Annotated in this window: 11 protein-coding genes; 8 read left to right on the top strand and 3 right to left on the bottom strand. The window is 36.0% G+C overall.

What is annotated here, in order from left to right; genetic code table 11:
* Positions 1-174 precede the first annotated feature (174 nt).
* Together AC3HD6_RS23020 and AC3HD6_RS23015 are read right to left on the bottom strand one after the other, a co-directional pair.
* Positions 175-630 (bottom strand): DUF1801 domain-containing protein, encoded by a 456-nt coding sequence (locus tag AC3HD6_RS23020; protein WP_488898441.1) that lies wholly within the window; start codon positions 628-630, stop codon positions 175-177.
* Positions 631-846: 216 nt separating this feature from the next.
* A complete protein-coding gene (locus tag AC3HD6_RS23015) occupies positions 847-2,640 on the bottom strand; it encodes a T9SS type A sorting domain-containing protein (protein WP_488898440.1) in 1,794 nt (597 codons plus the stop codon).
* Positions 2,641-2,854: 214 nt separating this feature from the next.
* Between AC3HD6_RS23015 and AC3HD6_RS23010 the strand changes: the two genes are divergently transcribed.
* From AC3HD6_RS23010 to proC, 8 genes are all read left to right on the top strand, one after another.
* The gene (locus AC3HD6_RS23010; RefSeq protein WP_488898439.1) at positions 2,855-4,060 is read left to right on the top strand and encodes a pyridoxal phosphate-dependent aminotransferase; all 1,206 of its coding nucleotides are present in this window, start codon (positions 2,855-2,857) and stop codon (positions 4,058-4,060) included.
* A gap of 10 nt (positions 4,061-4,070) precedes the next feature.
* Positions 4,071-4,556 carry a hypothetical protein gene (locus AC3HD6_RS23005; RefSeq protein WP_488898438.1) on the top strand — a complete coding sequence of 162 codons (486 nt, stop codon included), beginning with the start codon at positions 4,071-4,073 and terminating at the stop codon, positions 4,554-4,556.
* A gap of 3 nt (positions 4,557-4,559) precedes the next feature.
* Positions 4,560-5,573, top strand: coding sequence for a UDP-N-acetylmuramate dehydrogenase (gene murB / locus AC3HD6_RS23000; RefSeq protein ID WP_488898437.1), 1,014 nt, complete (start codon positions 4,560-4,562; stop codon positions 5,571-5,573).
* Between the two features lie 139 nt (positions 5,574-5,712).
* The gene (locus AC3HD6_RS22995; RefSeq protein ID WP_488898436.1) at positions 5,713-8,466 is read left to right on the top strand and encodes a TonB-dependent receptor; all 2,754 of its coding nucleotides are present in this window, start codon (positions 5,713-5,715) and stop codon (positions 8,464-8,466) included.
* A gap of 19 nt (positions 8,467-8,485) precedes the next feature.
* A complete protein-coding gene (locus tag AC3HD6_RS22990; protein ID WP_488898435.1) occupies positions 8,486-9,709 on the top strand; it encodes a DUF4876 domain-containing protein in 1,224 nt (407 codons plus the stop codon).
* A gap of 28 nt (positions 9,710-9,737) precedes the next feature.
* Entirely contained in the window at positions 9,738-11,261 is a 1,524-nt protein-coding gene (locus AC3HD6_RS22985; RefSeq protein ID WP_488898434.1) for a DUF6850 family outer membrane beta-barrel protein, read from the top strand.
* A gap of 2 nt (positions 11,262-11,263) precedes the next feature.
* Positions 11,264-12,412, top strand: a complete 1,149-nt coding sequence (locus AC3HD6_RS22980) for a cytochrome-c peroxidase (protein WP_488898433.1) — start codon at positions 11,264-11,266, stop codon at positions 12,410-12,412.
* A gap of 129 nt (positions 12,413-12,541) precedes the next feature.
* The gene (gene proC / locus AC3HD6_RS22975; RefSeq protein WP_488898432.1) at positions 12,542-13,345 is read left to right on the top strand and encodes a pyrroline-5-carboxylate reductase; all 804 of its coding nucleotides are present in this window, start codon (positions 12,542-12,544) and stop codon (positions 13,343-13,345) included.
* Here the strand turns inward: proC and AC3HD6_RS22970 are convergent.
* Entirely contained in the window at positions 13,335-13,748 is a 414-nt protein-coding gene (locus tag AC3HD6_RS22970; RefSeq protein WP_488898431.1) for a VanZ family protein, read from the bottom strand. The genes proC and AC3HD6_RS22970 overlap by 11 nt on opposite strands.
* Positions 13,749-13,786: the final 38 nt, after the last annotated feature.

Here is a 13,786-nt window from a genome sequence, read left to right as displayed (position 1 = left end):
ACTGCCAAATAACAAATTTTAAAATTAGTATTGAGTTTTATCCAATTAACAAACAACTGAAATCTCAATTTCGATGTTTCAAAATTGGGGGTATTTTCCATCAAAAGAATGAAAGAAGTCAGTAACACAAAAAGTACTTCTAACTTCTCTCTTCCAGCTTCCAGCTTTCTCACTTTACTTTTTATACTGAGACTCATAAATTCCAATCCAATCTTCTACAGTCATTTTTTGACTTAATTCTGCAATTAATTCAAAAGGAATATCTTCCGGTTTTTTAAAGCGTACACAGGATTTTCCCATATCCAGTTTTTTCTTTGAATGTTTAGGGTATTCAGCGACAAACCAATCCAAAAGTTCAGGTCTGGAGTACAGTCCCATATGATACAATGCAATAAAGTTCTTTTGTGAAGCCAGATTAATAAAAGGCAACGGTGTTCCAGGGGTACAATGATACCCTGCAGGATATGTTTTCAATGGAACAACCCAGCCCAGCATGCCATAATTAGACATTTCTTCAAAACCTTCAGGCAGGTTGTCATTCACTGCATCAAAAAGTTTTTTAAATGGCTCCTGTCTTTCTTCCGGAATCTTTGAAAGATAATCTTCCAGTGAGTTTGATATAATTTGCATTTTCAGTAAGTTTTGAGGTTTAAATTAAGAAAAATTATTGATTATTGAACAGCAAGCTGGAAGATAGAGGCTGGAAGTTACTCTCATCTTATTGCTGAAAGTATAATACATCAACATCATTTGATTACGTGATTTTAATATTTTGAGGACTTTCTTACATAAAAAAAGCAGCAGTACAAAATTGTACCGCCACTCCACTTTATTTACACTAAAAAATTATTTCTTGATTGTTTTTACAGTAGAATGAGATCCATCTTTAAAATAAAGAGTCACAAAATACAGTCCCGAATTTAATCTGCTTAGATCAAGTTCTTTCGCAGAACCTTCTACCGTTTTCACTATTCTTCCTGTAGTATCTGTTACAGTTACAGACTTAATATCCCTTGTGTCTGATATATACAGAATATCCTTAAACGGATTCGGATGAACGGATACTTTTTTCTCCTGACGGCTTACTTCCGAGGTACTTAGTTGAGCATTTTCAATGGTAAAATTCTTCACATAGAAATTATAATCTAAGTCTTCATCTTGTGATCCTGTACTTCCATAAAAAGCAAATATAGTATTTGCATTAGTAAAGTTAGCCAGGTCGAAGGTGTATTCATTTGATGTATTAGAAGGAGAATTATTTGCATCCCAGGTTTGTAAAATCATCCATGTAGTTCCGCCATCATTGGAAACCAGGAAATGAACAACATCATCGCTATCCATAGAAGAAGAGGCAGTACCTGAATAGGTAGTAACGCCATAATTAAATTTCACTTTATATCCTCCTGCTGAAAGGTTAAAAGCTCCCGTTTTCAGCCATCCTGTTCGATCCGAAGAATATAAATTCATAGATGCTGAAGGCCCATTGGCTGAAGTATTTAAAAAGCTACGTGATCCCCAATAAGAAGTACCTGTACCTGATGGCCCGTTAGCCGGATCTCCTCCTACTAAATTATTAACCCAGCATAATCCAGGAAAAGTACTAAAGTTATTAGTATAGGAAGGCACTACTGCACCACATTGTGTTGTAAATGATTTAGCAAGAGACCATGCACTTTTACTTGTTGCTGTACTGCAATTGGCTCTTACCCAATAATAATAAGTAGAACTTGGAGATAAGTTATTTAGAGTATACGAAGTTCCTGTAACATTGGAATAATTAGGATTGGCATTGGCAGCAGGTACCGCTGAACTTGTGCTATAATAAATATCATAACCCGTAGTCTGATTGCTTGCCGGAACGGTCCACGAGATTTGTGCAGTATTTGAAGTTATTCCGGTTGCAGCATCTGTAACAGGTGCCATACAATCTGAAAAAGCATCTGCTGAGAAAGCAAATATGTTAGGAATACCTGATCCTGAACTTTTCGTAATTGTAATACTCTGTATTGGCTTTGCCTGATTGGCGGCATCAATATTCAAAACGGACTGATACAATCTTGGATTGTTACTGCTAGGATCTAAATTATTGTTATCTCTATTGATTCTTCCAATCCCCTGAATAGCAAAATTAGAACCATTGTACCAATCTGAAAGGCTGATATTGGAGAATGTCTGAGTTGAATTATCTGTGAAAGTTACTGTAGCACTTACAACTGATGTTCCGCTACCACTTGTGGCAAGCATATACAGTTTAACAGCAGCTTTTGGAGTAGCCAGCAACAAAGTTCCGCTCTCTCCGCTTGAAACTAATTTTAAAGAGTTATTGGCACTTAAATCTCCCAATTGATAGGAAAGTCCGGGAGTAGAAGCTACCACTGAATTGATGATTCCGTCTACAGGAAGGCCATACGTGAGAGGGGTACTGGTAGAAGTAAGTTTAAAATCTTTCGCCACAAAAGCAAAAGATACCCCGTCTACATCAGACGTTGTAGAAACCGATGCCGATCCTATTCCATTAGCAATTACATCCGATGTAAATCCTGATGCAATGGGCATCGTTTGAAAGTTTTGAGCCGTAATAGAGCCGGCTGAGAGAAGAGCAATCGCAGGAAGCACCCTAGAAAATAAATTTATTGTCATTTTTTTTATATTTGAATTGAAAATTAAGAAAAATATTAACATAAAAAACTTATTTTTAAAAAATAATCAACAATTACAGAAAATAAACTCAATATTAATATTACAATCATTAAAATCACCTGCTCTTCTAGTAGATCATAAGCCGTTTCTTTCTTCCGCTTAATTTTATTATTGAGAAATTAAATCCTATTTTTGTCATACAAATTTTTGAACAATGCCGAATATTTCAAACAGAGCACTGCATATGCCGCCATCGCCGGTAAGAAAACTGGTTCCCTTTGCGTTACAAGCAAAACAAAAAGGAATAAAAGTATATCACCTTAATATCGGGCAGCCTGATATTGAAACTCCGGAAACAGCGTTAAATGCTTTAAAGAATATTGATCTTAAAGTACTGGAATATGCACTTTCTGAAGGTAACCTGGATTATAGAAAAGCGCTTACAGAATATTACCATTCTTTAGGTTTTTCAGATCTTACTCCTGATAACTTCATTGTAACCAATGGGGGGTCTGAAGCCTTGAACTTTGCTATTTCAACGTTGTGCGATGATGGAGATGAAGTAATCATCCCTGAACCTTACTACGCAAACTACAATGGATTCACCAGCACATTTGATGTGAATGTAGTAGCAGTCTCGTCTACTATTGATACAGGTTTTGCTCTGCCTCCAATTGAAGAATTTGAAAAAAAGATTACAGAAAAAACCAGAGCAATTATCATTTGTAACCCAGGTAACCCTACAGGATACCTCTATACTCGTGAAGAACTTAAGAAACTTGCTGAAATTGCTTTAAAATATGATATCGTAATCATCTCTGATGAGGTATACAGAGAATATGTATATGATGGGAAACAGCAAGTATCTATTCTTGACTTCCCTGAACTAAAAGAAAACTGCATCGTTATCGATTCAGAATCCAAGCGTTATTCCATGTGTGGAGTAAGAATCGGATGTATGGTAACACGTTCTCAAAAAATCCGTAATGCTGCAATGCTTTTTGCACAGGCAAGATTAAGTCCTGTTCTTTTAGGACAGATTGCAGCGACAGCAGCTCACCAGAATGATGGAGCTTATATCAGAGCAGTAAGAGAAGAATACACCCACAGAAGAAATATTTTAGTAGATCTTTTAAATGCTATTCCGGGAGTAATCTGCCCTAAGCCAAGAGGTGCATTCTACTGTGTTGCAGAACTTCCTGTAGATGATACTGAGAAATTTGCACAATGGCTGCTTGAGTCGTATTCTCTTAACAAAGAAACGATCATGGTAGCTCCTGCCGGAGGTTTTTACAGCAATCCTGAATTAGGTAAAAAGCAGGTAAGAATTGCTTACGTACTGAAAGAAGAAGATCTTAAAAGAAGTGCTGAAATTCTGAAAGAAGCTTTAAAGCAATATAGAGAGGAATTTAGCCTATAAATTATCAATGATGCCGACAACAAAAAATGTATATCTGAAACTCATATTTCCGATCTTTTTGCTGTCGGCATTTTTTTCCTGTGATTCAAAAAAATCAGAACAAGCTCCGCCCTCCAAAAATTCAAATGAAATAACCCTCATCAGGCTGTCTCATATTGGAGGAACTCTGGGTGAATACAGGATTATCAAGGTTACTAAAGATTCTGTCTTTGCAGAAAAAGGGGCTACCGTTAATAAAACTCATCAAGAATGGGCCGCAGCTATCAACAAGGATACTTGGAAGCAGCTCATCTCCTCAATCAATGTTAAAGATCTAGACAATATCAAAAGTTCACCAAGCCAGCAATCAGTAGATGGTATTGATGAGACTTTTCAGATACGCACATCCAAGAAAGCTCATTTCTACGTAAACTCTTTTGCCGATACTGAACATTACAAACAGCTTCAACAACTTAAAGAACAATTAGACAAAATTCTTCCAAAAGAATACCAATAAAACATGCAAGAAAATTTTTCATTAAAGCCTTATAACACATTTGGGGTTGATGCCCAAGCAAAATACTTTGTTGAAATAAACAGCATTGAAGAATTAAAAGATGCTCTTACTTTTTCAAAAGAAAACGCACTTCCTCTTCTACTCCTTGGAGGCGGAAGTAATATTCTGTTGACAAAAAATTTTGAAGGTCTTGCTATTAAGCTTAATTTAAAAGGGATTTCTGAGAAAAACCTCAATGAAAATGAAATTCTGGTTACTGCAAAAGCAGGAGAAAACTGGCATGAATTTGTAATGGATTGTCTGGATAAAAATTATGGCGGATTGGAAAACCTGTCTTTGATTCCCGGAAATGTAGGAACTTCTCCAATGCAGAATATTGGAGCTTACGGAACGGAAATCAAGGATGTATTTGTTCACTGCCAGGTGTTGGATCTGGAAAACCTTGAGATTGAAACTTTCGATATTGAAAAATGCAGGTTTGGGTATAGAGATTCTATCTTTAAACAAGAGGGAAAAGGAAGATACATCATTTTAGAAGTTACTTTTAAGCTTACAAAAAAGGATCATCACATCAAAACTGAATATGGAGCTATTACCTCTGAGCTTGAAAAACTAGGAATTCACAATCCTTCTATTCAAGATGTCTCCAGAGCGGTGATCAACATTAGACAAAGTAAACTTCCGGATCCTAAGCAAATTGGGAATGCTGGAAGCTTTTTCAAGAACCCAACCATTCCTTTAGCCCAGTTTGAAGAATTAAAACAGAAATTTGAAAACATCCAGGGGTATCCTAATGGTAATATGATAAAAGTGCCTGCCGGATGGCTGATTGAGCAATGCGGGTGGAAAGGTAAGCAAATCGGAAATGTAGCTTCCCATAAGCTTCAGTCTTTGGTCATCATCAATGCAACCGGTGAAGCAACCGGAAAAGAAATTTTTGATTTCTCCACTGAAATTATCAATTCTGTACAAGAAAAATTCGGGATAGAATTAGAGCGGGAAGTGAATATTATATAACTTTCGCATCAGATTATATAACAGAATTCCGGGTATTTTCCGGAATTTTGCTTTGTTATTTTAATTTATTCTAAATAACCATTGACTAGCATTATTATATTTTATAGTTTTGCAGTCTTCTTATTTAGAATAAATAAAAATGACTAGATCTTTACTTTTTGTTTTCTTTTTTATTGTCAGTATACAGTTTGTAAAAGCGCAAAATGAAAACTCCCAATTGCAAATCACTGTATTTGACGAAAACAACAAAGAATTAAAAGGGGCTTCTGTTACCATCAATCAAACCTCTTTAACGACTGATAAAAATGGAAATACAGATATTTCTATTCCCACCGGCAAATATCACATCAAAATTACCCATCCTGAGTTCCAGGAAAAAGAGCTGAATATTGCACATGCTTCTCCTCAAAACATTACGATAAAACTTCTGCCCATCAATAAACTGGAAGAAGTAGTTGTATTTTCTAAGGAAGGAAAAGGTTTAACAACCAAATCTGTTATTGACAGACAAGCTATGCAGCACTTACAGCCTTCCAGTTTCTCCGATCTTATGGAACTTCTTCCCGGCGGACTTTCGAAAGCTCCAGTCTTAAATTATAATAATAGAGCAACTCTTCGGGAAAATACTGCAGGCTATAGCGGGAATGAATACAATACTTCCTCTCTTGGAGTACAATTCATGATTGATGACAACATCATCAATTCTAATGCAGATATGCAGATTTCGGTAGATAACAGACAATTTGCAGAAGGTCCGAAGGGTAGAGAAACAGCTACTTCCGGAGTTGATATGAGAACCATATCCACCAATGATATTGAGAAAGTAGAAGTCATCCGTGGTATTCCTTCAGCAGCCTATGGAGATCTTACTTCAGGATTGATCAAAATTGAACGTAGAATAAAAGCATCTCCCTTGCAGGCAAGATTTAAAGCTGACGGCTTTAGTAAGCAGTATTATCTGAGCAAAGGCTTTAAGATTGCTGATAAGTGGCAGTTGAGCGCAAGTGCAGATTACCTCGACTCAAAAGCAAATCCTACTGATGATTTTGAAACATATCAACGTATCACAGCTTCCATCCGTTCAAAGAAAATCTCAACATTATGGTCAAGACCATTAGAATGGAAATCTACCATTGACTTCTCCACTAATATCGACAATAAAAAATATGATCCGGACAATGGCTATCCATCAACTGATAAATATGAATCGAATAATAAAAGAATCAGCATAACAAATAATTTCCTCTATCAGCTGGATAAAAATTCTTTTTTCAATAAGCTAACTTTAAATACAGCCATCCGTCAGGGATTTGAAAAAATAGAACAGATAAAACTGATTCAATTATCTGGTCCTCGTTCTTTTTCACTGGCTACGGAACAAGGAGAAAATGTAGGATACTATCCAGATCTCCGCTATATCACTGAATTTTCTACAGAAGGAAAACCTTTGGATATCACCGCTTTTTTTCAGGCAAACGGAACAAAGAAAACATTTGGAGTAACTCATCAATATGAAGCCGGACTTGATTGGAGGTATTCAAAAAATAATGGTAAGGGCATGCAATATGACATGAAAACGCCACCTTCTGCCAACTCAGGAATAGCAAGGCCAAGACCTTACAATGATATTCCCGCCTCCAGTTTATTAGCAGCTTTCTTTGGCGACCAAATGAGCTACACTCTTAATCAGCATAAATTTACCTTGTATGCAGGATTGAGATTGTCAAAAAATCTGGGGATTGACAATTCTTATGCGATCAGTAAAAAAGTTTTTGCTGAACCAAGATTGAATTTCCAGTATAGTCTGCCCCACCTCATCATTAATGGCTATCCTTTAAAAACAGACGTTACCTTAGGATATGGTCTTTTCTACAAACAGCCTACGCTGTTAATGCTTTATCCTAATAAAGACTATTGGGATTATACTCAGCTGAATCACTATCATAATGATGAACAGTATCGATATGTAAATTTCATGACCTATGTACAGCCAAGAGAAAATAAAGAACTTGAAGCCGCTAAAAGCATTAAAAAAGAAATTCGTTTAGATCTTTCTTACAGAAATCATGAATTCTTTATGACTTATTTTAAAGAAAATATGACCAATGGTTTCCGAAATATGGATCAAACTACTGTTCACCGTTATAAACAATATGATAACACAAAAGTAGATTTAACCCAATGGACACCAAACGGACCAGATTTAACCAATGTCCCTTATGAAGTTAAAAATGTTTTTGGACAATACACCACTACAGAAAACGGAAGTGAAACTTTAAAACAAGGAATTGAATTTGGATATACCTCGCCACGAATCAAGGCTATCAATACAAGATTTACCTTTACTGGTGCTTGGTTCAAAACCCAATACAGAAATTCAGCACCTATTATTAAAAGGCCTAATGGCTCTATCGGAACAGAAGCCTACCCTTATTATGGGATCTATAAATCCGATTACGGTTATGTGAATTCAAACCTAAATTATAACCTGCTTATAGACACCTATCTTCCAAGCCTTGATATGATTATTTCAGCTTCTATACAAGGAAGCTTATATGACCACAGCAGAAATGACAGAAGAATTGCTGAGCCTATTTCTTATTATGGAGTTGATGGAGTAATACGCCCTTTTACAGATGCAGACAGAACAGATACTTATAAACAATGGCTGGTAAGAAACGTTTCAGTTTCTGATAATCTGGATAGACTTTACACTTTTACCATGATAGGAAATATTAAAGTCACTAAAAGTATTTATAAGGCTCTTCGTACCTCATTATTTGTCAACAGGCTTTTCAACTATAGTGCCCCTTATGTTTTCAATAATGTAAAGGTTTACAGAAAAGGAGCAAATGCCCCGTATTTCGGGATGGAATTAAACTACAATTTTTAATATATATCAAAAAAATAACATGAAAAAAAGAGTTTTACTATTAAGTTTAGCCGCTATGATGGCTACAACATTTACAGTAACATCATGTACCAGTGATGATTTCGGAACAACCACTACTCAAAATGGAGTTTTAACATTAAATTTTTCAGGTGAAAATATTTCGTCTTACAAAAGTTTGGATCTTGAAATCAGAGAAGTAAATACAGGTGCTGTAAGAAGAGAAACCATTAAGAATGTGAATACGTATTCTTTACCTTTACCTTATGGATCTTACAAAATTACAGTAAACGGTGGTGTAATTTCCAATAATGAAGAGGTATCAGCTGGAGCGATGGCTCAAACTGATATTGCTCTGCCGGCCACTAACCTTAATATTCCTATTATTATTAAGAAATTTCATGATGACTTTATTATTGAAGAAGTTTTCTTTACAGGAATCAAAACAGTAGAAGGTAAAAACTACAACTCAGGACGTTATTTTAAATTAACCAATAACACCAAAGAAGTATTATATGCAGACAAACTCATCATTGGGCAGTCTGAGTTCCTGACTGTAGAAGATAAAAACCCTACTCCATACAATGCTAACCTGTCATTCCCGGTAAAAGCAGTAATGGTACTCCCAGGTTCCGGGACTGATTATCCTGTACAACCAGGAGATTTCATCGTCATTGCAGACAACGCAATCAACCATAAGGCTCAAACCAGCACCGCATATGACCTTCATAATGCGAACTTTGAATATCCTTCAAACAATCCGGCATTAGGACAGGTAGACAATCCTTCTGTTCCAAATGCAAAAGTCATCTATTCACAAATGAACTTTAACATGTTCTTTTTACACGATCGTGGTTTTGAAAGTTATGTGATCGCTCGTTTTCCATTTGATGAAAATGAAGAAAGCTTCCTGAATAAAAACAAATATGACTATACTTACATCAACAGTGCAGGTGGAGTTACATCGAAAAGTGCTTATTCTATTCCTAATTCATGGATTATTGACGGAGTAAACAACAGTATCTCTTCTAAATTTGCTCATACCCTGACTTCTGCTAGTATTGATGGCGGATGGACTTCCGTAGGAACTATTGATAAGGATCCTACGCGTTTCGGGAAATCAGTAAGACGTAAAGTAAACGGACAGATGACGAATGGTAAAAACCTTTACCTGGATACCAACAACTCATCAAATGACTTTGTAAAAGACGCTCAACCAAGTTTAAGAGATGGTATCGTTCACTAAAATACAGTCCGATATTCAACAGCAAATTATGTTACATACAAAAACATTTTTCTGCCTGTTATTGATTGGGGCTTATTTTAATATAAAAGCTCAGGATAGTCTAAGCCTATTCAAAATCCTCAATAATCAGTACAATCAGGAAAGAGATTTTAAAAATAACTTTTACTATAACCCGGCATCCATGTCGGGTTATAGTACTTCTTCATTTTCAGAATTCAGTATAGGTTATCAGAATAACAAAAAAAATGTATACCGTCAGCAATTAGGAAATGGCAGTAAAGGACTCATGATAAAAGCACAGTCTTTTCAAAAGCTGAAACCCAACCGATTTGTATGGGGAAGCGCAAGCTATCAAAACTTAAAAATAAGTTCTGTAAAATGGAACGAAACATTAGATTATGAACGTGTCGCTCCCTACATCACTTCAGATTCCGTTGGAGGAAAATTAAATCTTGAACGTTATCAGTTTGCTGGAGGATACCTTGAGAAAATAAACAGATGGACTGTTGCCGGGCAAATAAGCTATTCTGCACAGATGGGCTATCGTTCAAAAGATCCCAGACTGGAAAGCAGAACTTCAGACATGAGAATAAATGCGGGTGTGAACTACCAAATTTTCAGAGAATATGAAATTGGAGTTTTTGGTGAATTTAATAAATATACTCAGAACAATTCAATTCAATTTCAAAGCCTTTTGGGTAGACCTTATGTATATTTGATGTCAGGACTTGGCTTCTCTAATTACTTATTTAATGGAGGAACACGCCCTGCCAATACTTTCGAAGAATTTGCTTATGAAGGAGGAATTCAGATTTCCAACAAACAAGGAAAAGACTTCTATCTTCAGGCTTCAATGGGAAAATCCAGCAATATTAAAAGTTATAATGATAGTTCCAACGAAAACCATAACACTTCTGACCTGAAAAATGAAAAGATTGAATTGGAAGGAGCAAAGTTTTTTACTATTAATGAAAAACACCGTGTTGGTGTATCGGCAGGATATATGAGCTCCCGAAAAACAGGCTCTGAATATGGGTATTCTATGAATACAGCTATAATGACTCAAATCTTCGAAAGAGAAGCTTACCGCAGAGAAAATTACACAGCATCTGTCAAAGGTTTTTATCAGTATATCCAAGAGAATTTCTCTATTACTGCAGTTCCTTTCTTTGGATATGAAGAAATAAAAGAGCGTAGACTTTATCCCAACTCAGGGCAGAAGTTCACCTACTCCTACTTCGGACTTAATGCCGATTATAAGCAGCAGATTAACAATAACCAGGTATTTACATTTCAGCCTTATTTCTATAAAAGAGTAGTCAACCAATCCATCAATGCTCTGGGCACAACCTCAAATGCTGCTGTTGATGAATGGGTATTGCAGGACTATATGTTCCAGGCTAGTGATATTACAGCATTAGGAGCTTCAGTAAGATATGATTTTAAACTGGATAAACTGCCTGCATTCTTTGTAAGCGCGCAATACCAGACACAAAAAATCCAGGAAAAAAATAATAATTTCTTAGGTGCAAGCATAGGGATAACATTTTAGACATGAAAAAATTAATATATTGGGGATTAGGGGGTATGGTCCTGATTTTACTGAGTTTTACCCCTAAAGTAAATCAAAATATACTTGATATTCAAAATCCCACTATTGAAGATATTGTAAATAGCTATAAAAAGGCAATCACAGAATGGCCAAAACCGGATATTGATTATGGTGTAAAGTGGAAAGAATTCTCCCCTATTAAAAGAGACTCAGTATTTTTTGTAGAACAAGATAAACCTGGTGTTATCCTGGGTAAAATGTTATTCTTTGATCCAAAATTGTCTCAATCTAATCAGATTTCGTGCAGCTCATGTCATGATCCTGAAATGGGTTGGTCAGACCGAAGACAGGTTGCTTTAGGAAACAACCATCTTTTGGGAAACAGAAATACACAATCTCTTTATAATATTGCCGAAAGACAGATCTTTTTCTGGGACGGTAGAGCAAAGACTCTTGAAGAGCAGGCTGCCGGCCCATTAGGTGCTCATCATGAAATGGCAATGGATGTAAAAACATTACCTGCAAAAATTCAAGCTTTGAAGGGATACAAACCTCTTTTCAAGAATGCGTATGGAGATGAGAAAGTAACCTACGACAGAATTGTAAAAGCAATTGCCGATTTCCAAAAAACGATTAAAAGCCAGCCAAGCCGTTTTGATAAATTTCTGGAGGGAAAGTACAATGCCTTATCAGATGAAGAAATCTATGGAATGCATATTTTCAGAACAAAAGCACGCTGCATGAACTGCCATAGCGGACAATATCTTACAGACGAATCTTTTCATAATATTGGGCTTACTTATTACAAAAGAAAATATGAAGATCTAGGATTGTATAATATCACCAAAAAACCTGAAGATGTAGGAAAGTTCAGAACCCCTCAATTAAGAGACCTGATGCTCACCCAGCCATGGATGCATAATGGATTTTTTGGAGAACTGGAAGGTATCGTAAATATATACAACAGTGGAATGCACATGATAGACCCTTCTCCTGAAGCTAAGCAGAAAGATCCTCTTTATCCCGTAACAGATCCTCTTTTAAAGCCTTTAAAGCTGACAAAAGAAGAGAAAAAAGCTTTGGTTTCCTTTCTTGAAGCTCTTTCAGGAACAAAATATAAAATGAGACGACCGGAATTCCCTGTGGAGTAAAACCGTTTTAACACTAAAAAGAGTCTGGCATCTGCCGGACTTTTTTATTGAAGAGAAAACTTATATAAGTTAACTTCATCTTTCCTATCACAATAAAAAACATTATTTTCGTTTCAAAATCACCACAACATGAAAATAGCTATTTTGGGAGCCGGAAATATGGGACTGTCATTTTCAAAATCATTTTTGAAATATGAACTGATTAAGCCGGAAAACCTTCACCTGATTACCCGAAGCCAGACCAAAATCTCCAAAATAGCGGAAGATTTCCCCCAATCAAAAACATCTACCTTTGACGAAGTTACAGAACTGGATGCTGACCTGATTATTATTGCCGTAAAACCACAAGACTTCCAAACAGTGGCTCAGAATTTCAGATTTACTTTAAAGGAAAACCAAATGGTTTTATCCATTATGGCCGGAATTAATATTGAGAAAATTCAAAAATCATTAAACCATCCACTTGTTGTAAGAGCAATGCCTAATTCTCCTACCCTTATAGGAATGGGAATTACTGGCTATACTGCTGCAGATGGCATTTCTTTTAGCCAGCTTATCAATATTGAAAGGCTGCTAAACAGTACGGGGAGATCTGTTTATTTGGAAGATGAAAATCTTTTGGATGGTGTTACCGCTCTTTCCGGAAGCGGACCTGCCTATTTCTACTATATCATTGATGCTATGATTAAAGCAGGCATCGAAATGGGAATTGAAGAAAACCTATCTAAGCTATTTGTAAAACAGACTATGCTGGGTGCTTACCATCTCATCAACAATTCTGACAAGAACCTTGAAGAACTCATCAAAGACGTAGCTTCTAAAGGCGGAACTACAGAAGCAGCATTAAAAACCTTTGAAGAAAATAGTTTCAAAGAAATTTTAAAACTGGGAATTTTAAATGCCGAAAAAAGGGCAAAAGAACTCAACAGCTAAATCTTTTTTCAATACATCTTCGAAGCAGCCATCCTAAATACACACCAAATGTATTCAGGAGGATATCATCTACCTCAAATATTCCCATTCTTGTAAAATACTGAAGTCCTTCCACAATGGTAATGGCAGGGATGAAAGTAAAAACCAAGGATTTCAGATCCATTAGTTCTGGAAAGACCCACCCCAAAAAACCAAAAGGAACAAACATCACAATATTTCCTATCACAATAATAACAATATCCTTCCAGGACATTGCACCCTGGATAAATTTAATGGTAGAAAACACAGGTTCCACAGTAATCAGGTTATCATCATATTGAAATCTTCCCATTCCCAGAAACAACAGATACAATAAAAACAGCGTATAAGGGAGAATAATAATTTTATATAATTTCTTTAACATCGGATGCTAATATATTCATTTCAAAAACATTAAATTTG

The organism is Chryseobacterium sp. II3a (assembly GCF_057815135.1).
This window is presented reverse-complemented; position numbering and strand designations above follow the sequence as displayed.